15 protein-coding genes are annotated in these 21,853 nt (G+C 60.8%); 3 read left to right on the top strand and 12 right to left on the bottom strand.

Features of this window, described 5'->3' with window-relative positions; all coding sequences use genetic code 11:
* Positions 1-78: 78 nt before the first annotated feature.
* The 10 genes from GOQ25_RS07285 to GOQ25_RS07240 all read right to left on the bottom strand — a co-directional run bounded on the left by GOQ25_RS07285 (position 79) and on the right by GOQ25_RS07240 (position 12,159).
* Positions 79-1,068 (bottom strand): aspartyl protease family protein, encoded by a 990-nt coding sequence (locus GOQ25_RS07285; protein ID WP_160349803.1) that lies wholly within the window; start codon positions 1,066-1,068, stop codon positions 79-81.
* On the bottom strand, positions 1,055-2,281 hold the full coding sequence (locus tag GOQ25_RS07280; RefSeq protein ID WP_160349802.1) for a radical SAM protein: 1,227 nt from the start codon (positions 2,279-2,281) through the stop codon (positions 1,055-1,057). Before GOQ25_RS07280 ends, GOQ25_RS07285 begins: the two co-directional genes overlap by 14 nt.
* 42 nt (positions 2,282-2,323) lie before the next feature.
* Entirely contained in the window at positions 2,324-2,482 is a 159-nt protein-coding gene (locus tag GOQ25_RS07275) for a hypothetical protein (RefSeq protein WP_160349801.1), read from the bottom strand.
* A gap of 557 nt (positions 2,483-3,039) precedes the next feature.
* Positions 3,040-4,572, bottom strand: a complete 1,533-nt coding sequence (locus tag GOQ25_RS07270) for a M81 family metallopeptidase (RefSeq protein ID WP_160349800.1) — start codon at positions 4,570-4,572, stop codon at positions 3,040-3,042.
* 99 nt (positions 4,573-4,671) lie between these two features.
* Positions 4,672-6,336 (bottom strand): ABC transporter ATP-binding protein, encoded by a 1,665-nt coding sequence (locus tag GOQ25_RS07265; RefSeq protein ID WP_160349799.1) that lies wholly within the window; start codon positions 6,334-6,336, stop codon positions 4,672-4,674.
* A 21-nt stretch (positions 6,337-6,357) separates the two neighbouring features.
* Positions 6,358-7,260: an ABC transporter permease gene (locus GOQ25_RS07260; protein ID WP_160349798.1), complete on the bottom strand. Its 903-nt coding sequence runs from the start codon at positions 7,258-7,260 to the stop codon at positions 6,358-6,360.
* A 13-nt stretch (positions 7,261-7,273) separates the two neighbouring features.
* Positions 7,274-8,215 (bottom strand): ABC transporter permease, encoded by a 942-nt coding sequence (locus tag GOQ25_RS07255; protein ID WP_160349797.1) that lies wholly within the window; start codon positions 8,213-8,215, stop codon positions 7,274-7,276.
* Positions 8,216-8,226: 11 nt separating this feature from the next.
* The gene (locus tag GOQ25_RS07250; protein ID WP_160349796.1) at positions 8,227-9,825 is read right to left on the bottom strand and encodes an ABC transporter substrate-binding protein; all 1,599 of its coding nucleotides are present in this window, start codon (positions 9,823-9,825) and stop codon (positions 8,227-8,229) included.
* 36 nt (positions 9,826-9,861) lie between these two features.
* Positions 9,862-11,196 carry an amino acid deaminase gene (locus GOQ25_RS07245; protein WP_160349795.1) on the bottom strand — a complete coding sequence of 445 codons (1,335 nt, stop codon included), beginning with the start codon at positions 11,194-11,196 and terminating at the stop codon, positions 9,862-9,864.
* A 12-nt stretch (positions 11,197-11,208) separates the two neighbouring features.
* Positions 11,209-12,159: an N-carbamoyl-D-amino-acid hydrolase gene (locus GOQ25_RS07240; protein WP_160349794.1), complete on the bottom strand. Its 951-nt coding sequence runs from the start codon at positions 12,157-12,159 to the stop codon at positions 11,209-11,211.
* Between the two features lie 239 nt (positions 12,160-12,398).
* Here GOQ25_RS07240 and GOQ25_RS07235 point away from each other — a divergent pair, with 239 nt between their 5' ends.
* Positions 12,399-13,406 carry a LysR family transcriptional regulator gene (locus GOQ25_RS07235; RefSeq protein ID WP_160349793.1) on the top strand — a complete coding sequence of 336 codons (1,008 nt, stop codon included), beginning with the start codon at positions 12,399-12,401 and terminating at the stop codon, positions 13,404-13,406.
* Positions 13,407-13,499: 93 nt separating this feature from the next.
* On the opposite strand, the gene ssb is transcribed toward GOQ25_RS07235, so the two are convergent.
* Positions 13,500-13,997: a single-stranded DNA-binding protein gene (ssb, locus tag GOQ25_RS07230; RefSeq protein ID WP_160349792.1), complete on the bottom strand. Its 498-nt coding sequence runs from the start codon at positions 13,995-13,997 to the stop codon at positions 13,500-13,502.
* A gap of 295 nt (positions 13,998-14,292) precedes the next feature.
* The gene (locus GOQ25_RS07225) at positions 14,293-15,630 is read right to left on the bottom strand and encodes an MFS transporter (protein WP_160349791.1); all 1,338 of its coding nucleotides are present in this window, start codon (positions 15,628-15,630) and stop codon (positions 14,293-14,295) included.
* A gap of 270 nt (positions 15,631-15,900) precedes the next feature.
* Between GOQ25_RS07225 and GOQ25_RS07220 the strand changes: the two genes are divergently transcribed.
* Together GOQ25_RS07220 and GOQ25_RS07215 are read left to right on the top strand one after the other, a co-directional pair.
* Positions 15,901-18,795: an autotransporter domain-containing protein gene (locus tag GOQ25_RS07220; protein ID WP_160349790.1), complete on the top strand. Its 2,895-nt coding sequence runs from the start codon at positions 15,901-15,903 to the stop codon at positions 18,793-18,795.
* A 102-nt stretch (positions 18,796-18,897) separates the two neighbouring features.
* Positions 18,898-21,853 (top strand): beta strand repeat-containing protein (locus tag GOQ25_RS07215; protein ID WP_370519913.1); only part of this gene is annotated, 2,956 nt, incomplete at its 3' end.

Below are 21,853 nucleotides of genomic sequence, written 5' to 3'. Positions count from 1 at the left end.
GAGGAGAGCGCGACGCAGAGTTTTAAGGACGGCGGCCGTGACGTGATAACGTCGCCCCAAGACGCGGTTCGACGTGCCTCAATGGCTGCCGGCCGAAACATCGTGCGCTGACCTCTGAATAGATCTCAACATGCGTGATGAAGCACCACGTTTATGGTCGTTCCTCGGGACGAGCAAACTGAAATCGCCGCGAGCTCCATCGTGATAGATCACTAGATTCTTCAAAATATCCATCCCGATATAGCCAAAGTCCGTGATCCCCCGATCATCCACTGTCGGCCTAGGAATCACAGGATGCGATCTGAACTCTTTCCCGTTGATCTTCAGATTGACAAGACGCATCCGCTGCGTGGGCATGATGGATCCAAATACGTCCATTGCTCTTGGGGCCTCAGCCCCTTGAGGCCTATTTTTCACCAAGGAAGCGAGGAGAGAGCTTACCGAAGCACCGGTATCTACGATCACCGGTATCCGTCCCCCTGCGATTTCCAGAGGAATTGCCATCACGCCGTATGAATTTGCAAGTGTCCGACCTGGAAATAGCGCGAACCGAGTGTCCGAGTGAACATCGAACGACCGTGCCACTATTAAACAGTCATTGAGCAGGTCAACCACCAACCGGTTATCCCCTGCGAGTTGCTGAGGGCTTAAGATGCCTGAGTAACCATACTGAGAAAGCACCGAATCTGACACCAGAAAGAATTCCTGGGAGAGAGCGTGGCCAGAATGGTCGGCCAGCGTAGCACCGACTCGTTTTGCCTCGGAAGAACCAACGTGAGAATCTACGCGATTCGAATCAGGCTCGGGCACATCTTTCACTATTGAAGCGTCCCATAATAGGCTGGAGGAAGCTCCTGTATCGAGCATCATCTTGACCGCGCTCCCATCGACGAATACACGAACGGTGGGATTCGATTTTCTATGCGGATCATCGTATTCGATAGGGGCGCTAAATAGTGGAGATCCCTGAACCCATTCGGAGCCGCAGCCGCTATAGGCTTCTGTTACTAGACCGAGCGAGGCGCAGGCCGCGACCATCCAAACGACGAAGTTTCTACAAGGCATCATGGTTCTGCTTCGAGCTTGATGAATTCAGATTTCGCGACACTTCGGCGACGGATATGGCGCGCTTCACAAGATACTCGGCGCTCTTCATATAGATTGTCTTTAGGGCACTGCAATATATGGATGGGCTGTCGACAATGCCGTTTTTCATCCAATGCAGAGCGGTGTCAGCTTTAGTAACTTGCCTGCACACCTTGCTCCAAGGACACGAAGCACACGTCGCCACAGGTGCGCGCGGAGCCAGCGCAACGTTAGTTCGGTTGTACCAATCGCAAAATTCCGAAAATCCCACATCTGCCACGTTCATACCCGAACGAAACAGGGCCGGGACCACGTTCCGGAGCGTGTCGTCGTGACCTAGGTCGCCCGAGCTTGAGATTGTGAAAGCCATTCCCGAACTTGAAAGAAACGTATCGACAGCCTCATGAGACTCGTCTTCTCGCGCGAGCAGCGCCTGTAAGGCCTGATTGAAAATCTGAACGCGCACGATCTTCCGATCGTCTTTTTCCCAGCAGTCAAAGAGCTCGCCAGCGATGCGCGCGTACTGATCGAGATCCTCCCGATTTACCGAATCATGCGTATCGTCCGGAAACAAGAATCTGATACGGGAGAAACCTAACTCGTGCGTCAGGCAATCATAGGTAGCACGAGCATCCGTATCGGGGCTAAGTACGCAAATTGCGCCGAAACTCGGAAGGGTACCGTGCGCCACGGCATCGCGAACAGCATGGATATTTGGCACCATCCTGTCGTAGGTGCCTCGTCCTCGGCGATCGATACGATTTTCGTCATGCTTTTTCTTCGGCCCATCCACGCTTATTCCAACGTGAACCCTATGCTGCGCCAATACATCGATCCACGTCCGGTTCAATAGCACGGCGTTCGTCTGCACTGTGAAGTTGACTTCCCTCGCCTCCCGAAGGCCTTCTTTGATTGTTCCTACCATTTCCGCGAAGCGCTTTGGTCCTAGTAGAAGCGGCTCGCCTCCATGTATATCGATCTGGAATACCGTGTCCGAAAGATCTCCGGCGGAGCGTAAGAAAAGCACAGTCTTTTTGATCGTCTCGATCGAAATCAGCGCTGGATTGTTTTCGTAGTCTCGATTTTCTTTGTTGAAGAAATAACAATAGGTGCAGTTCAGATTGCATCGTTCGGCAACCTTGAGAATTATCTCTACATGTCGCACTTCCGTACCCTCCTCAGCGAGGGCGGCCACGAGGATGTGACCCGCTACCGCCCATCTCATTGCACCGATTTATTAGAATGCCCGTGGCCAGTTGGCCTTAACAAACCAATCGCGTCGAGCACCCGATATCTCATCAAGTTCTGCCGAAGTAAGCTCCTCAATTTCCTGCCTTGCTGAAACGCTCGCCTCAATACGTTTCAATTGCTCAACGATTTCTTGGGTATCGCTCATGATTCAACCTTTATTCCCGCGTTGATGGGCTGACACCGCAGTTGCGGGGCACTACGGACCAGGAAAACAAACGTCTTTGATAACGGGCTGGACTACACCCATCGGCGCACGATTCGGACGCCCCAAACTGTGGAAGGATTGTGGGATGCTTTTCTTTTTTCAACAATCGGATGAGTCTTACGCAGAGACAAATCCGTCACTGATTCCGCGTTACTTCTCCGACGGTGACCCCACGCAGCATTGCGATTGCCCGCCTAGCCAATGGGATGAAGCAGGAGAACTGGATCACCTTCGAAAGTTCGATCACACCGCGTTCTTTAGGCGCGAGGCCTAGAGATTGACTCCTATCCACTTGCCAAAGCGATGGAAAAAAATCAGAAGGAGGGAAATGGGAAACAAGGCACGAGAAGCGTGCAGATGATGGAGCGGCTTTTCGCCCGCAGCGCAGGCTCGGCGATATTCAAGCGGCGACCATCTAGTTTTTATATGGGCCGCCGTCATAAGAAGCACTAAGCCATAAGCGTCATGTCATCGACGCCCAGGACCTGGCTTCACAATCAATCACTTCCTACAACCGCCCTCGCCGCCTTGAACTGCGCGAACGTCGGACCACCCGGACACATGTGCACGTCTTCGCGCAAGTTGGTCCACGGCAGTTCCATCGGATCCATCGGCATAGGGCCTGGCGCCGCACAGATCAAGATATCCGCGGCGATGGGCGTGAAGTCCGCGCGAAAATGCGTGGAGCTCTTGAGCACCAACACATCTTGCTCGGTCGGCTCGATGCCGACGTAACGGAACATCGCCTGATCGGCCATCTGCGCCTTGTAAGAAGAGAGCACGACACGCACTTCGCCGATACGCAAACAAGCGCTCGGGCCCAAGTCCATGCGCACACCCAGGAGGTATGGACCAGTGGCGGTCAGCTTGCCATCGGACAGACGTTCCACCACGAAGTCCGCCTCGAACGGCGCATCACCCGGAACACCAGAATGCCCGCCCAACGCCAAACGCACGGTGGCACCCTCGCCTGCCTGATGCACCAATTCCGCAGCGGCCGGATCGACCATCAACCCCAATGCACTGCGTGGGACGTTATAGCGCACCAGCGCGCGCAAAATGGCGGTCGTATCGGAATCGCCACCCGCGCCAGGATTGTCTTGCGCATCGGCAATCACGATGGGCCGGTCGGCGCCAGCGGCCAGTTCAACGGCGCGCAACACGGCCTCGTCAGGCGAATAGAGCTTACCGGCGAAAGCGGCTTCAGCGGCTTCGACATCGGCGGCCAGCGCATCCGCGGCGGCATCAGCGGCAGCCTGCGTGTCCGCATACGCCCATACCAGCGCACCGCAATCGGGGAAGTCCGCTGCGGGAAAGCCCATGCAGAAAGACATGCTCGAAACTTCCGGCGCGGATTCCAACGCTTCCAGGCGCTCGTAAAGACCTTTGGCCGGCATCGCCATCGTGCTTTGCCAGCAAGTGGGCAACAGATACGATATCTGGCGTACGGCAACCGGCGGTCGCGGCATGCCCCGAAGGCGCCGGCCCATAAAGGCACAAGCGCGCGCGCCGGTATCGGCCATATCCACGTGCGGATACGTACGATAGGCCACCAAGGCGTCGGCTTCGCGAATCATCTGCTGGGTGACGTTCGCATGCAGATCCAAGCTGGCGACCAAGGGCACGTCCGGACCGATCAACGCGCGCACGCGACGCAGCACTTCGCCCTCACCATCGTCATAATGCTCGGCGACCATGGCGCCATGCAGGTCCAGATAGACACCGTCGACCGGCAACGCAGCGGCGATGTCTTCGAGCATCATGGCCATGATGCGTTCAAATGCCTCACGCGTGACGTGCGCCGACGGACTCGCTGCGCCCCACACCGCTGGCACGATGGTATAGCCGAGCGCCTGCGCGGCTGCGATAAAGCCCGCGGCAGGAATGTTGGCGCCTTTCAGTGCGGGCAAAATTGCCGGCCCGCGCACGATGCCTGGCCAGCCACCACCGAGTTCAAACGCGCGAAAGTCCGCTTTACTCGGCGCAAACGTATTCGTTTCATGCTGGAAACCACCGACCACTATGCGCATCTCGCGCTCCTATACTGTCAAGATTCACCAGAAACCGACCCACGCGCCCCGCGTGAGCGATAAAGCATTGGCAAGGCATCCACGCAGCATCGCTGGCCGTTAAGCCGCCCGCAACGCGCAGAAATTGCGGAAATCCCAGTCGCGTCCCGGCGCCGCCTCGATCAGCGCGCGGGTATACGGCTGCTGCGGTGCGGTCAACACTTGTGAAGCAGGACCTGACTCGACCACGCGTCCCTTCTGCATCACCACAATGCTGTCGCAGATTTGCGCAGCCACGCGCAAGTCGTGGGTAATGAAAAGGATGCCCACGCCCGTTCGCACACGGATTTCCTCCAGCAGTTTGAGCACCTGATCCTGAACGGACACATCGAGCGCCGAAACCGCTTCGTCCGCCACCAGCAGGTCCGGCTCCATCACGACGGCGCGCGCAATGCACAGGCGCTGACGCTGACCACCGGAGAACTGATGGGGATAGCGTTGCATCACATCGCGGCTCAGGCCAACGAGTTCCAGCGCCTCGGCCGCGCGATGGCGCGCCTCGGACACCGGCACGCCAAAATTGATCAACCCTTCGGTCAGCGATTCGCCCACGGGACGCCTCGGGTTCAATGAACGGTACGGGTCCTGGAAGATCATCTGCACCCGTGTGCGGCGCTGGCGCATTTCGGTCTCGGAAATGCGCACAATGTCTTCGTCATTCAAGAAAATGGATCCGCCCGTCGGCTGGATCAATCGCACCACGCAGCGGGCCACGGTCGATTTTCCGGATCCGGATTCGCCCACCACACCGGTGATCTCGCCGCGCCGCACGGTCAGCGCCACATTGCTGGCAGCGGCGACGATGCGGCCAGCGCCGAATAACGGCTTTTCCTGATAGGTCTTGTCCAGACCGATAATTTCCAGCACTTTTTCGCCATCGGGCGCGGGTCGTTGCTGTGGCACCAGACTCGGTACCGACGACACCAGCATACGCGTATACGCCTGTGTGGGCTGCGCGAGAATCAGATCCCGCGTGCCGGTCTCGACCACGCTGCCCCGATTCATCACCACGATACGGTCAGCGATTTCGGACACCACGCCAAAGTCATGGGTGATGAAAACGACAGCCGTTCGCTGACGCTGCTGCAGTTCGCGAATCAACGAAAGAATCTGTTTTTGCGTCGTGACATCCAGCGCCGTGGTGGGTTCATCGGCGATCAAGACCTGTGGCTTCATGATCAAGGCCATGGCGATCACGATGCGCTGACGCTGTCCGCCAGACAACTGGTGCGGATAGGAGTTGTAGACGCGCTCGATGTCCGGCAAGTGCACGGCCTGCATCATATCCAGCACCTGCTTGCGCCGCTCGGCCGCACTCAGGCGGCTATGCAGACGCAGTACCTCATCGATCTGCTTGCCGACCTTTTGCACCGGATTCAACGCCGTCATGGGTTCCTGGAACACCATGGCGATGCGCGATGCCCGCATCGCGCGCAGTTGCTCGGGCGAGGCTTTCAATACATCGTCGGGACCCAGCATGATGCTGCCGCCCGTCGCTTTCAACACCCCTTTGGGCAGCAAGCCCATCGAGGCCAGAGAGGTCACGGACTTGCCCGATCCGGACTCGCCCACCACGCACAAGGTTTCGCCGGGATAGACTTCGAAGGAGATATTTTCCACCACGTTGCGGCGCGAGGCACCACTGCCCGCCTGCACGGTCAGGCCGGATATCTTCAATGCGGGTGCGGTGTCGTTCTTGTGATGGTCAGAGGTTTGGGTTGTCATGATGCGACTCCTTTCAGACGATCACATACGGCGCGAAAAACGCGGGTCGAGCGCATCACGCAGGGCGTCGCCCAGGATGTTCACACTCAGCACGGTAAAGGACAGCAGCAGGCCGGGGTACAGAATCAGGCCAGGCAGCATCTGAAAGTATTTGCGGCCCTCGGACATCACGTTGCCCCATGACGGAATCTCCGGAGGAATACCGGCGCCCAGGAAGCTGAGAATCGACTCAGTCAGAATCGCAGCCGCAAAAATATAGGTGCCTTGCACGATGAGCGGCGCATAGGTGTTGGGCAACATATGACGCACCATCAGCACTGGCACGCGCGTGCCCATCGAGATGGCGGCCTCGACATAGGGTTCATTTCGCACCGACAGAATCACACTGCGCACCATCCGCGCCACCCGTGGGATTTCCGGGATGGAGATCGCCACCAAGACGGTAAACAGACTCGCGCCAGACAGGGACACGAGCGCAATCGCGAGCAGGATGCCGGGGATCGCCATCACACCATCCAGGACACGCATGATGAGCGCATCGGCCCGGCGGAAGTATCCCGCCACCACGCCTAGCGCCAGGCCCACCACCAGACTGGCCACAACGGCACCCAGCCCGACGATCAGCGATACGCGAGCGCCATACAGCGTGCGCGAATACACATCGCGCCCAAACGCGTCTGTACCCAGCCAATGCTCGGCTGACATCTTTTTCAGGCGCATTGCCGGGTCCATCAAGGTCGGATCGACCGTTCCCAGCCATGGGGCGAAGATCGCGCCAAACACAATGAGGCTCAGCAGAACGATGGCCAGCATCGCCGGCCAGGCCGACATGGTGGTCTTTAACTGCCCCAGCACCGAGGAACCGGGGGCCGCCTCAACCGCGGCGCCCGCGGGCGGCGGCAGCGTGGAAGTCGTAGCAGACATGTTGGTCGCCCCTTTAATAACGAATGCGCGGATCAAGAATGGTGTAGGACAGGTCAATCACCAGATTGATACCGACATAGACCAGCGAAAACAGCAGAATCATGGCCTGGATCACGGGATAGTCGCGCGCTAGCACGGCATCGACAACCAGACGGCCTAGACCCGGAATGTTGAATACGGATTCGGTGACCACCACGCCACCGATGAGCATCGCGATACTCACCCCGATGATGGTGACGATGGGCACGGCTGCATTGCCTAGGGCGTGTCGCAGCAACACGCCGCTTTCGCGCAAGCCCTTGGCGCGTGCCGTGCGGATGAAGTCTTCCTGCATGACCTCGATGACGCTGGTGCGCACGATGCGGGCGATCAACGCGACATACACGGTGCTCAGCGCAAGCGTGGGCAGGATTAGCCGCTGCGCGAACGGCCAGAGTCCTTCGGATAGCGGCTTATAGCCTTGAACGGGAAACCAGCCCAACTGCATGGAGAACACCAGGATCAACACATACCCGATGATGAACACCGGCACCGAGAACCCGACAACCGACCCGGCCATGATGGCGCGATCGAGCAGCTTGCCCTGCCGCCAAGCCGCGACGACACCGAGGGGAATCGCCACCAGCACGGTGAACACGATGGTCGAGAGCGCCAACGCGATGGACGGCCCCATGCGATCGGCGATCAGGCTCGATACCGGCGCATCTGATATCAAGGACGTGCCCAGATTTCCCTGCGCCAGTTGACCCACCCAGATCACGAATTGATCCAGGATGGACTTATCCAGGCCCATGGCTTTGCGGATCTCGTCGATCTGCGCTGAGGTTGCCCCGTCACCCGCGATAATGGTGGCGGGATCTCCGGGCGTCAGACGCAACATCGCAAACACGATGATGGCAACCATCACCAGCACGGGGATGGCGGAAAGCAGGCGTTTTAATAGAAATCTGGGCATCGCGGACTCACTTACTTACCGGTTTTCTCAAGATTCCAGAACACCGGAACTGGACCATTGATCACGCCTTTGATCTGCTTGCCAGTGGCGTTGAGGTTCGAGAACTGACCCAACGGCACGATGACGCCTTCGTCGATCACCAGTTCCTGGATCTCATTGGCCAGGCGCTTCAGCGTTGCCGGGTCATTCGTACGCGCGAACTCGGCACGGCGCTTTTCGATCTCCGGCACATCGGGCCAGCCGAACCAGGCCTTAGTGCCATTAGCGGCCACGCCCATGAAGGACAGCGGATCCCGGATGTCAGGCACGACAGTAAACGTGCCGAAGATGTTCCAGCCGCCCTTGGATGCCGGCTCGTGCGAGGCACGGCGGTTCAGTACGGTCTGCCAATCCATGGCTTGCAGATCGACCTTGAAGCCTGCCTTGCGCAGCTGCTGCGCCGTGACCTGCATGATGGGCGCCGTGGTCGGGTTATCCGAGGGCATCAGGATCACGACCGGGGTGCCGTCGTAGCCGGCTTCCTTGAGCAGCGCGGCGGCTTTTTCCGGATTGCCCTTGACGAGCTTGTCGCCACCGATATCGCTTTCGTACGGACCACCGCAACCAAACACGGCCGGGCACGTCTGGAAGTACTTGGGATTACCGATCTGCGCCTGCAGCACTTCCTTTTGATCGACGGCCAGGAGCGCGGCCTGACGGATCAGCTTGTTGTTGAACGGGGGCTGTTCGAAATTGAAGCGGATTTCCGATTGGCCACCTTGGGAAGGCATCACATTCAGCGTGATGTCTTCATTGTTTTCCAACATGGGCAGCAGGTCATACGGCGTCTGCTCGATGAAGTCGATTTCGTTGTTGATGAGGGCGTTCACGGCCGTCATCTGATCGGGCATGGTCACCCATTTGACCTTGTCGACCTTCACGACCTTGCCGCCCGCCAGACCACTGGCCGGTTCCTTGCGGGGCACGTAGTCGGTGTTCTTCTCATACACCACTTGCACACCGGGCTTGTACTCTTCGGTCACGAAGCGGAAGGGGCCGGAGCCGATGGTTTCCTTGATGGCTTGCGAACCCGGGGTGTTGGCCACGCGTTCGGGCATCATAAAAGCGGGGATCGCGCTGGGTTTGGCCAGAGCGCGGATGGCGATATCGGTGGGCTCGTTAAACGTCATCTTGAACGTCTTGCCATCGACGGCTTCGATCCCGGACATCATGGCGGCCATCATCTGGCCCATCTTGTCTTGCGATGCCCAGCGCTTGATCGAGGCCACGCAATCGGCCGCGGTGACCGGCGCGCCATCGTGCCATTTCAGTCCATCGCGCAACACGAACGTATAGGTCTTGCCATCGTCGGATGCTTGCCAGGATTCCAGCATCTGTGGCTGGATCTTGTTATCCGCGTCCAGCGAGAACAGCGTGTCATACACCATGTAGCCGTGGTTGCGCACGATATAGCCCGTCGTGATGACGGGATCGAGCGAACGCAAGCCGGCATGCATCACGGCCGTAACGGTCTGCGCCTGTACCGGTGCGAAGACGCCCGCGCCCAGCGCGGTACCCGCCATCAGCGCCACGCGCAGCGCATGCAGAGTCATCGAATGCGGTTTTGCCATGCTTTATTCCCCTTGTATCAAACGAATGATTACTGCTCAGAAATATGTACGTACCGCGCCTACGATGTCGTAGTGGCGATTCACCATCATGATGGCTTCCCACTTATCGAAGGTCAGGCAAGGATGCGAGATGCCAAAACACACCATATCGCCCACCTGCAACGGCGAATCGGTCGGGACGGTCATATGGCAGTGCTGATCGTCCAACTGCGTGACGATGTGGCCGGCCGGCAAGGCAGCCACCCGAGAGACGTCGGGCGAGCCCGCATCGGCCGATGGGCGAAACCATGCTGTCACCGGCGGCATATGGTCTGGCGAAATATCACGCTTGCCCAAATTGGCAATGAGCTTGCCGGGTTCCGGGCGCGACTGTACATAAGCCCAGACTTCCAGGGCGGGCATGAGCCCATCGCCCAGCTCGCGCACATCAGGGCTGCGTTCCTGCAGGCGCGCGAACGCCTGCTTATACAGATGCGCGTCATGGGTCAGATAGCAACCGCTGCGCGTCAACACCAGATGTTCGCGCGACAGATTCAGCGCAGAAAAATGCTGCGTGACCAGATCATAAAAAGACGATCCCCCGGCGCTGAGCAGCACCGGGCCGTCGGCGAATATGCCGGCGCTCTCGCAAGCTTGCACGGTGGCCACCATCCGCTGCAGGAAGGCAGCGACTTGCGTTTCGATATCCTGATCGGGTCGCGGCTTGATCAGTCCCTCGAACCCTTCCACGCCGCGCAACGCCAGATAAGGCGAGGCTTGCTTTAACGCTTCCATGACTGCCTGCACGCTCGCATCGTCACGGCAGCCTGTGCGACCCCCGGCATAGCCGACTTCCAACAGCACCTGTAGCGGCCGGTCAATGCCGCTGGCCTGCACCGCCTGCGCCAGCGCCCTGACCTGCGAGGCATCATCGACCAGACAATAGAAATCGAACTCGGCATCCTCGCGCAGCGCCTGCAGGATGAAGGCGACGGCCTGCTTGCCCACTAACTGATTGGCCAATACGATGCGCTTGATGCCGAACGCGCGCGCCACCTGCACCTGATGGCAGGTCGCCAGCGTGATGCCCCAGGCACCGTCGGCGAGCTGCAAATCAAACAACTGCGGGCTCATGGTCGTCTTGCCATGGGGCGCGAAGATCGATCCGCGCTCTTGCAGGAACCGGCGCATCCAGTCGCTGTTGTGCCGCAAGGCATCCTCGCGGATGATCGCCAGCGGCAGCGGCAGGTCCTCGCGCAAAACATTCCAGCCCTGCTTGGCGATGTCTTCGATCGGTAGCGTGCCGATCGAACCCGGCATGCCCTTGACGCAGACATCCAGGGGCGCATGCGAGCGCCTGGCGGTCGATGAATTCGAGCTGTGTGCGCTCATCGTCATATCCGCTCAGGCCGGCTTTTTGTTCAGCGCCGGACCTACGCCTTTACGCTCGACAATCAAGCCATAGTGCTGCGGCTCGCGGTGGCGCGCGAAATCGAAGAACGTTTCGCGGTAGACCTTGCTCATGTCCAGATCGCAGCGTGCGGTGACGAGTTCGTCTTCCAGCGTGGTTGCCATAGCAACGATTTCGCCAGACGGTGCGATGATGGCGCTCTGGCCGATCATGAGCGAGCCCTCTTCCAGGCCGCACTTGGCCACGCCGACCACCCACGTGCTGTTTTGATAGGCGCCGGCCTGCATGGCCAGATGGTTATGGAAATTGCTCAGGCAATCCACCGCGCCGTCACCGGTATGATCGTTCGGGGTGTTGTAACCCAGAACGATCAGTTCGGCACCTTGCAGCGCCATGACGCGGTAGGTCTCCGGCCAGCGGCGGTCATTGCACAGGCACATGCCGACCACGCCACCGAATGCATCCCACACGGGAAAGCCCAGATTGCCCGGCTCGAAATAGCGCTTTTCCAGATGCTGGCTGTCGCGTCCAGGCTGTGGCTCTTTATGGCCAGGCAAATGGACCTTGCGATATTTGCCGATGATTTCCCCATCGGCGCCCACCAGAATCGAGGTGTTGTAGTAGTGCTTCTGACCGTCTTCGATCGTTAATTCGGCGTAGCCAATGTAAAACCCAATGCCCAGGCTGCGGGCCTCGTCGAACAAGGGCTGCGTGGCCGCATTGGGCATTTCGGTTTCATACCACTTATCTAGCTCTGGACCTTCCTCGATCAGCCAACGCGGAAAGAACGTCGTCAGCGCGAGCTCCGGAAACACCACAAATTCGCAACCGCGCGTTTTGGCCTGGCGCAGTAATGCGATCAATCGCTCCACCACTGCTTGCCTGCTTTCGTCTTTGGCGATTGGGCCAAGTTGCGCCGCGCCTATCGTGATATGCCGTGCCATCCTTATCTCCGTGACGTCGACCTGAATTGGTCGGTGATGGCGCTATAGTCGCCGCGATTAAATCGGCAAACAAACGACTTATACTTGCCGGCACTATTAGCGTCGCTAATTCCACGGTTAAAAAACCGGCAGACTAGCCGCTTAGCGAGTTTGTGCACCGCCATGAGGGTTTTTCGTGCACCGACTTATACCAATCCGCACCAGACTGGGGATCAACGTATCAACCCGCCTGTAAAAACATGAAGACGCGCTTCTCTCCCTCGCTATTAACCTGGCTACGCTGCTTCGAAGCGGTCGCGCGTTGTGGCAGCTTTACCCGCGCCGCGCAGGAGTTGCATATCACGCAGGGCGCGGTCAGTCAGCAGATCAAACAGCTCGAAGGCTGGCTCGACGTTGCGCTGCTAAAGCGTCTGCCACGCGATATCGCGCTCACCTCCGACGGCGAACGCTTGCGGCAGGTAGTGAGCGACGCGTTTCACGGCATGGACGCCGTCATCGACGAGATCCGGCATCGGCGCGTAGTGGCCCCGATGGAGATGATTTGCGCCCCCTCGTTCGCCATGCGGTGGCTGATGCCGCGCATGGGCGAGTTTTTTCGCTGCCATCCCGATATCCCCCTGCGCATACAGGCCGAGGTGCAGTCGCTGGATTACACAGCGCCATCAGGCAAGAACGTGGATGCGATCATCAGTTTCGTCCCCGAGCAGGCGGCGCCCGGCACGAGCGCGAAGGTGCTGGATGAATGGATATTTCCGGTCGCCAGCCCTGACTTCCTCGCGATGCATCCGGAGATCCAACGCCCTCAGGACCTGCGCCCCGGCATCCTGCTGCACGACGACGCCGCCTGGCAAGGGGCTCCCGCCCACGTCGAATGGCGAACGTGGCTGGGACATGCCGGCGTGGCGCTGCCCGATCTGCATCAGGGCCAGCGCTTTAATTTGTCTCAATTAGCGGTGGGCGCCGCGATGGCTGGACAAGGCATCGCGATCGGCCGTGCGGCGGTGGTGTTCGAGGACGTTCTGGCCGGCCGGCTGGTCGATGTGTTCGGCCTGTTCGCGCCGTCGCCGGCATCGTACTTCTTTGCCACGCACCACCAGGCCTCGGCTCCCATCGCCGCGTTGTTGGAATGGATCTTGAGCGAAGCCAATGCCTTTCGCCAAAGACGCGATCAGCATTTCGCGCAAGCTGCGGCGGCCAACGCGCGATGTGCGTCGCCGCAGTTACGGATGATGGGTTCAGGTCTGTAATCAAAAAGCCCGTCTCCTCAGAAGAGACGGGCTTTTGTTGATGCAACACCATGGGCGCTCGCTGCGAACTAAAGCGACCGCGCGCCGGGGGGGTCAGAACGGAATATCGTCGTCCATATCCGCCAGATTCGCCGCCGGAGCCGCCGCGGGCGCTGCCGGACGCTGAGCCTGCGGGCGCTGCGCCGGTGCGCGCTGTTGTTGACGCGGTGCGCCTTCGTCGTAGCTGCCGCCACCGTAGCCGCCCTCGCCGCCTTCGCGGCCGCCGAGCATTTGCATCTGGTCCGCGACGATTTCGGTGCTGTAACGATCAGCGCCCGTGTCTTTATCCTGCCACTTGCGGGTTTTCAAACGGCCTTCGATGTAGACCGAGCGGCCTTTCTTCAGATATTCGCCAGCGATTTCGGCCAGCCGGTTATACATGACCACGCGATGCCATTCCGTTTCCTCGCGGCGCTCGCCGCTGGCCTTGTCCTTCCATTGCGAAGTGGTGGCGATGGATACGTTGCAAATGGCCGCGCCATCCGGGCTGTAACGCACTTCGGGGTCGCGCCCCAAATTGCCGACGAGAATGACTTTATTGACCGATGCCATATTGACGATTTCCTCTGCCGTCCGGGGCGGATAGATACCCTGCGGACATGAATTGCTGAATTTCCGAAATAGCCAGGACTGAACGAATGTAGAAGCTACGATTCGGAGTTTCTGACTCGTAAAGTGCTGGGGATGCTGTCGGCGGATCTGGTGTCCTGCCCATGTACCCCATTGCGATACCGTAAGCTTACCGCACGTCGGCAGCATTTTACCGGGCCGGTGAGAGCAAAAAGTCACACCCCGTAGCGGATCGCTCGGACTTCAGCGCCAGCACACACGCCTGCCCTGTGAGGCTTCAGTCCCGAGACGTTTCCAGGGCCTTGTTGATACGCAGGGCCAACAACGTGCAGATGGTCCCGGAGAGCAAGTAAACGCTTACAGCCACCAAGCCGAACCGCACGGAAAGCCCTAGCGCGACCAGCGGCGCGAACGCCGCGCCCACCAGCCACGCCATATCGGTGGTCAGCGCCGCGCCCGTGTAACGATAGCGGCGGATAAAGTTAGCCGTCACCGTCCCGGAAGCCTGCCCGTACGATAGCCCCAGCAACACAAACCCCAGCAGAATGAACACATTCTGCGCGCTGGGGCCCCCATCGAGCAGCCACGGTGTCATCAACGCAAAGAGACTGATCGCCACTGCCATGACGCCCAGCGTCGTGCGGCGCCCAATGCGGTCAGCCAGCATGCCCGAGAAGATCACCCCTAGGATGCAGAGGAACGCCCCCACGATCTGCACAATCAGCACCTGCGGGATTTCCTGAGAGGCCTTGATCGCGATCCAAGACAACGGGAATACGGTCACGAGATGAAAGAGCGCATAGCTGGCCAAGGCCGCGAATGCCCCGATAAAGATGTTGTAGCCCTGCTCGCGCACCATTTCCCCCACACCGATGGGTTCGAGCTCGCCCTCTTCCAATAGCTGTGTGTATTCCTCCGTCACCACCAAGCGCAGCCGCGCGAATAGCGCCACCACGTTGATAGCAAAGGCCACAAAGAAAGGATAACGCCAGCCCCAGGCCAAAAAGTCCGCCTCGGTCAGGGTGATGTGCAAGAACAGGAACAACGCGCTGGCGACGGCGAAACCGACCGGCGCGCCCAGTTGACCGAGCATCGAGTACCAGCCGCGCCGGTTCGGCGGTGCATTTAACGCGAGCAACGACGGCAATCCGTCCCAAGAGCCGCCGAACGCCACCCCCTGTATGCAGCGAAAGAGCGATAGCAACAAGATGGAATAAGGCCCGATCGCGTCATAGCTCGGCACGAACGCCATGCCGACTGTGGCGGTTCCCAAGGTGAACAAGGCAATGGTCAGCTTGGTCGCCCGCCCCCAGCGCCGCTGGATGGCCATCGATACCGCAGTGCCAATCGGCCGGGTGATAAATGCGAAAGAAAAAATAACAAACGACCAGATCGTGCCCTGTAGCGGCCCCTCGAACGGGAACAACACGCGGGGAAACACCAGCACGCAGGCGATTCCAAACACGAAGAAGTCGAAATATTCCGAGGCGCGGCCGACCACGACCCCTACCGCGATCTCGCCGGGAGCGACTTTGGCGTGACCGCCGTGGCCGTCGGCGGGAGCTGCGCCAGGCGCGGAGGGAAGAGGGCCGGGGTAATGCGTCGTGGTCGTCATGGACGGGCTCGCAAAGGATGTTTGGGATACACCTAACCAACGATGTTCGACTCGAACCAAGGGTACGCCTATGTCCACGCCCACCGCAAGCCCGCAGCTGCTGCCCTGCCCTTGCTCGCCACATGTCTGTACAGCTGTAACGAGCGTTTAACAGATGTTTAGTTTTCGCCGGGATCCTTCGCCGGACCCGCCCCGCATTTAAACGCCGGATGTCAGCGCAGCAGTTACCTTTCGAAATTCGTTCGAAATTTGTAATTGCAGGAGTCCGGCATGCCCACTCGCCCCCCCCTTGGATTGACGCGTATTTACGCAGCGCTGTGCCTGGCCATCGGCAGCGGTCCGGCGATCGCGCAGGTCCCCTGGAATTTGCAGATGGTCAATGCCGACGTCGCACATGCTTTGGGCTATACGGGCAAGGACATCATCGTGGGCGTGATCGATTCCGGTCTGGACATGCACCACCCCGCCTTCCGGGGGCGGGTAGATCCCAGGTCGATGAATTTCATAGACCCCGGACAACCTGTCACGGACCCCGGCCGCCATGGCACGCACGTGTCCGGCATCATTGGCGCCGGCTTGAACACGGGCCCCATGTATGGCGTGGCCTACGACTCGACCCTGCTTGCCATGCAAGCGATCGGGGGTCGTGAGGACGACGACGATGAGGATGACGACGACGACACGGTCAGCGTCAAGGCCCTGCGGTACGCGGCGCAGCTAAAACTGAAAGTCGTCAATGGCAGTTATGGTCCGCCCGCAATTCCCCCTCGCTGGGATCGCGAGACAGGACAGCTCAACCCCACGTATCAGCTGATGCCCTATCAGATTCTGCTTTTCAATGATGATACGGGTGCCGCGGACGATCTGCCCCAATACGAGGCGGTCGCGGCAGCGGCCGAAGCCGATGTCCTGATGGTGTTCGCCGCCGGCAACGAGTACCAGGAACAACCCTTGGCCTCCGCCAACCCCACGGGGCTTGCGATCCTGCCGTATATCCGTCCAGAAAACCGTAATTCGGGCGTTTACCAGTACATCCGGGGCGGTGAAGACAACATACCCGATATCAAAGACCCCTCGACCTTCGTCTATCTGGATAACAACGATCCACGCGTCGCTCATCTGGATTACTCGCATCTGCAAGACAAGTTAATCGCTGCAGTCGCAGTGGGCCCCGACGGCAAGATCGCCGCCTACAGCAATCGCTGCGGCGTCGCCTGGCAATGGTGCATGGCCGCGCCCGGCGGCAACGGGGAGGATGAAGTTGATGAGGGCATCCTGTCCACCGTCCCCGGCGGATACGACGTCATGTCGGGCACGTCGATGGCGGCACCCTTAATTGCGGGATCGGCCGCGGTATTGCGCGGCGCGTTCCCGTATCTGACGGCCAGCCAGACGATTGAGGTGCTGTTAACCACCACGGACCGCGCCGGCGACTATGCAGACCGCGCCACCTACGGACGGGGCTTACTGGACCTGGGCCGCGCCATCCTGGGCCCGGGCCAATTCGGTGCGGAAGGCTTCGCCCCCCTATTCGACGTCAACACGCAAGGCTTCAATTCCACGTGGTCGGGCGACATTAGCGGCAGCGGTGGTTTAACCAAGCGCGGCGCTGGGCTACTGACTCTGGCGGGCAATAACAGCTATTCCGGCGACACGACCATCGCGGGTGGTGCGCTGCGCGTCAGTGGCAGCATCGCCAGCTCCTCAGTACTGGTAGAGCCCGATGCGCTGCTGACCGGCAACGGCACGGTAGGCAGCACGCGCGTGGCAGGGACCATCGCACCGGCGGCCGCGGATGGATCGATCGCCACGATGACGGTCAACGGCAACTATCAGCAGCTCACGGGTTCTACCCTGTTGGCCTCGATCACGGACCAGGGCGATAGTACGCAACTGCGTGTCAGCGGCACCGCCGAGGTGCAAGGCGGCACTCTGCAGGTCCAGGGCATTTCGCCGCATACCGTCGATAAGCAGTTCGCCGTGATTCAGACCCAGGGCGGCGTGGCGGGCGCGTTCGATCAGGTGCCGAATGACTATATTTTCATCGGTTTGAATACCGTCGTCCTGGGCAATACGCTGGCGCTGTCGGTCGATCGTCAAGAAGGCGGCTTTGGCAGCGTAGGGACGTCGCGCAATCAGCGCGCGGTGGGCGGCGGCATGGACGGATTAAACGCCGGCAACGCCGTGTTCGACAACCTGATCATGTCGACCGACGCGGCAGCGGCGCGCCGCGCCATGGATCGCCTCTCTGGCGATCTGCATCCCAGTCTATTGGGGGTGCTGACGACACAGTCCGCGATCACCCGAGACGCCCTGACCGATCGCAGCCGGCTGGCCCAAGCGGGCGCGGGCGTCGATGTCTGGGGCCGTTATACCGGCTCGCGTGCCCATCTGAGCAGCGACGGTAATGCCGGGGGGCTGCGTAACCACTACAACGGCGCGATATTTGGCGTGGACACCGACGTCACCCCACACACGCGCCTGGGGGTGGCATTCGGATTCGGCCATTCCAGCGCTGATGTTAGCTCGCGCAATGCCAACGCCAAGATAGACAGCTACACCTTGGGAGCCTACGGCAGCAGCGGCATGGGCGTGGCCAATCTGCGCTATGGCGCGGCCTACAGCTGGCATCAGATCGATAGCCGCCGTAGTGCCCTGGAAGGCTCACCGCGCGTCAAGGCGGACTATGACGCACGCAGCGCCCAGGCGTTTATCGAACTCGCGACGACGGCCACTCTCGGCGCCGCGACGCTAGAACCCTTTGCCAGCCTGGCCTACGTCCACACCCGCGCCGACAGCTTCGATGAAAGCGGCGCTGCGGGCCTGCGTGGCAAACGCAGCAGCTTCGATCTGGGATTTACCACCTTGGGCCTGCGCGCAGGCACCCAATGGACGCTTGCGAATCGTTCCACCCTGGGGTTGGACGCAAGCCTGGGTTGGATCCATGCCTTGGGTGGCACGACGCCTAAAACGTCGATGAGTTTCCAGCCGGGCGCGTCCTTCACGACGGCGGGCCTGCCGGTGGCGCGAGACGCTTTGGCCGTGCAGACAGGCCTGACCTGGCATCACAGCGAGCACGCCTCGCTGAACGTTTCCTACCAAGGGCAATTCGGCCAACGCACCAGCGATCAAGGTCTATCGCTAAACGCGCGCTGGCGTTTCTAAGCGCTGACGATCCACTTTCGACCGCCGTCATCCACACACCTTTTCTGTCGTAGTGCGCCGCTTTTGGGCGGTGCCGCGTTCTCTGCCATTCGGAAAATCCACGTGAAAACCCATAAGAAAAATGCTCCCATGGCGCCCTATGCCCTCGGTCTGACCGAAGACGCCCATGCATCGTCGTCACGGTCACCGGCGCTGATCACCGCAACTCTCGCGGCCTGGCTGACACTGCCCGCGATCGGGCATGCGCAGCAGGCGGTGGCGCCCGTTTCCCTGGAAGTCAGCGGCTCCGAGGGTCGCAATGCCAGCAGGTTCCGAAGCTCGACCCGGGGTGGCTCCCCCAAGGATTTGGCCTATACCCTGGCCTCGAATCAATCAATCAATACGCAAAGCTATGTCGCCGCGGCGATCGCCCTCACTGCCCGCGCCGGCAAGGGGGGCGACGGTCACGATGGCATCATCTGGGACAGCGCCGGTTCCATGGGCGGCAGCGTGGGAAGAATCGCGCTCGAAGTGGCGGGCTCGGTCACACAGGGCAATGCCTCTGCCACGGGTCATGGCATTGCCGTCACGGCAACGGGCGGCAACAGCGGCTCACGAATGAAAGGAGGAACGGGCGGCGGCAGCGGCGGTATGCTCGGCGTCAGTTTAAATAATGCGTCGGTGACAACGTATGGTAGAGGGGCGGATGGCCTGCAGGTACGAAGCACCGGTGGCAAGGGCGGCAGCGGCTTTGAAGCGGCGGGCATCCGTTGGTCAGCCAGTTCTGGCGGGGCCGGCGGCCAGATGTCGCTGGGCTTTAGCGGCAGTATCGATGCGACCGGCTCGGGCATCACCGCAAGCTCCAGAGGAGGGGTGGGCGGCAATATCAGCGGCGGCGTGATACAGACTGCCGGCAGCAGCGCCGGCACGGGCGGGCACGGCGGCGAAATCATCGCGGCGCTGAGCGGCAAATCCAATGGCGCGGCTTCGACCATCATCGCCCGCGGCGGCAGCGGCGTTTCTCTGATCAGCGCTGGCGGAGACGGTGGCCAGGTGACGGGATCGAGCTGGTTCAACGGGGCCGACGGCGGCGCCGGGGGTGTTGGCGGCAATATCTCCGCCCAGATGGACAAGGTGCAGATTACCGCGCGGGGTGATGGCGTCTCCGGCGTGCTGCTGCAAAGTGACGGGGGCAACGGGTTCTGGGGTGGTGGTTCCGGGATCACCCGTGGCGGCAAGGCGGGCAAAGGCGGCGACGGCGGCAGCGTCACCGCCACCCTGGGTGGGGGTGTTCGCGTGACGACCACTGGGAAAGCAGCTCACGGCGTGCAAGCTGTCAGTCGGGGCGGCGGCGGCAGCAACGGTGGAGCGGGTGGGGTCTTTTACAGCGGTGGCGCCGGCAGCGAAGGCGGCGCCGGCGGCAGCGTGCGGCTCACCAGCGCCGCCACAATCGACACCTCCGGCGCGGATGCGTATGGGCTATATGCCGCCAGTCTGGGCGGCGCCGCAGGCGAAGGGGGCAAGGGACGGTCGATAGTGGCCGTCGGCGGCCACGGCGGCGCGAACAGTCGCAGTTCCGAGGTCAACTTGACGAATCAGGGGACGGTCACGACCCGAGGCGAAGCAAGTCACGGCGTGTTCGGACAAAGCATCGGCGGCGACGGTGGCACCAGCGTCGGCGCTAGACAGGGTGCGATCGGTGGCGACGGCGATTCCAATAGTCCGAATGCCAACGGCGCGGCGCTGACGGTATCAAATGCCGGCACGATCACAGCCAGCGGAAAATCGGCCAACGGCATCGTCGCACAGAGTATCGGCGGTGGCGGTGGCAATGGCGGCAGCGCCTTCGGTATGTATTCCTTGGGTGGTAATGGCCAGTCAAGCGGCAACGGGGGTACCGTCAATGTTTCTAGCGCCGGGCGTATTACGACTTCCGGTGCCGGGGGCTACGGGATCCATGCCCAAAGCATCGGCGGCGGCGGCGGCAAAGCTACGCAATCGACAGCCATCGGTACGCTCATCCCCTCGATCGCCCATGGCGGCAAGGGAGCATCCGGCGGCGACGGCGGCAGAGTCACCATCTCTCTGACGAATGACAGCACAATACTGACCAAAGGCGCCGACGCCACGGCCATCGTGGCACAAAGCATCGGCGGCGGCGGCGGTGACGGCGGCACGGCAGGCGCTCTCGGCTTGGTCTCCATCGCGGCCGCCTCCTGGGGGGGCGCAGCGGGCGCCAGCGGTCATGGCTCAACGGTGGACATCACCACGCGCGGTCGGATTGAAACCCAAGGCGACGGCGCGGGCGGCGTACTCGCGCAGTCCATTGGCGGCGGCGGAGGCACGGGCGGCGACAGTACTACCGCCGGCATCAGCCTTGTCGCGGTCGGCACCGGTGGCAGCGCGGGCGGCGCCGGCCACGGCGGTAAAGTTTTTTTCAACAACTACGCGGACATCCTCACCAACGGCACAGACGCGCATGGGGCCTTGCTGCAAAGCATAGGCGGAGGAGGCGGCGCCGGCGGCAACGCACTGGCGTTGGGCACGATCGCGCTGCCCTACTATTCCGGTAACGCGACCGCGGCCATCGGCGGCGTGGGCGGCGTAGGAGGCAATGCCGGCAGCGTCGACGCGAATAACCACAAAATTATCAAAACGAAAGGTGACGGATCGCGCGCGCTGGTGGCCCAGAGCATCGGCGGTGGCGGGGGATCGGGCGGTACCGCGCATGCGACCAGCATCTCTATTTCGCTCACCTCGGCGTCGCTCGCTGTAGGTCTGGGGCGTTCCGGCGGCAGCGGCGGGGACGGGAGCACGGTGCAGAGCCACAATTCCGGCCAGCTGGAAACCGCCGGAGACCATGCCGCGGCCATGCTCATCCAGAGCGTGGGGGGCGGCGGAGGCATCGGCGGATCCGCCGTGGCGCGATCGGCTGCCTTTGGATTGAAGACGTTTTCGGCATCGCTGGCCATCGGCGGCCGGGGCGGTACGGGTGGCAACGCGGGTTCGGTGACGCTGGATCAGCAAGGAAGTATCAAAACGGCAGGTAAGCAATCGCCAGGTGTGCTGGGTCAAAGTG

It is taken from the genome of Bordetella sp. 15P40C-2, from assembly GCF_009763235.1.
GTDB lineage: Bacteria > Pseudomonadota > Gammaproteobacteria > Burkholderiales > Burkholderiaceae_B > Bordetella_A.
The sequence above is the reverse complement of the archived record's forward strand: the minus strand, read 5'-3'. Positions and strand labels throughout refer to the sequence as shown.

Coding starts and splice junctions, on each gene's coding strand:
- GOQ25_RS07285 (WP_160349803.1), bottom strand. CDS start 1,068: ATGATGCCTTGTAGAAACTTCGTCGTTTGGATGGTCGCGGCCTGCGCC.
- GOQ25_RS07275 (WP_160349801.1), bottom strand. CDS start 2,482: ATGAGCGATACCCAAGAAATCGTTGAGCAATTGAAACGTATTGAGGCG.
- GOQ25_RS07270 (WP_160349800.1), bottom strand. CDS start 4,572: ATGCGCATAGTGGTCGGTGGTTTCCAGCATGAAACGAATACGTTTGCG.
- GOQ25_RS07265 (WP_160349799.1), bottom strand. CDS start 6,336: ATGACAACCCAAACCTCTGACCATCACAAGAACGACACCGCACCCGCA.
- GOQ25_RS07260 (WP_160349798.1), bottom strand. CDS start 7,260: ATGTCTGCTACGACTTCCACGCTGCCGCCGCCCGCGGGCGCCGCGGTT.
- GOQ25_RS07255 (WP_160349797.1), bottom strand. CDS start 8,215: ATGCCCAGATTTCTATTAAAACGCCTGCTTTCCGCCATCCCCGTGCTG.
- GOQ25_RS07250 (WP_160349796.1), bottom strand. CDS start 9,825: ATGGCAAAACCGCATTCGATGACTCTGCATGCGCTGCGCGTGGCGCTG.
- GOQ25_RS07245 (WP_160349795.1), bottom strand. CDS start 11,196: ATGAGCGCACACAGCTCGAATTCATCGACCGCCAGGCGCTCGCATGCG.
- GOQ25_RS07240 (WP_160349794.1), bottom strand. CDS start 12,159: ATGGCACGGCATATCACGATAGGCGCGGCGCAACTTGGCCCAATCGCC.
- GOQ25_RS07235 (WP_160349793.1), top strand. CDS start 12,399: ATGAAGACGCGCTTCTCTCCCTCGCTATTAACCTGGCTACGCTGCTTC.
- ssb (WP_160349792.1), bottom strand. CDS start 13,997: ATGGCATCGGTCAATAAAGTCATTCTCGTCGGCAATTTGGGGCGCGAC.
- GOQ25_RS07225 (WP_160349791.1), bottom strand. CDS start 15,630: ATGACGACCACGACGCATTACCCCGGCCCTCTTCCCTCCGCGCCTGGC.
- GOQ25_RS07220 (WP_160349790.1), top strand. CDS start 15,901: ATGCCCACTCGCCCCCCCCTTGGATTGACGCGTATTTACGCAGCGCTG.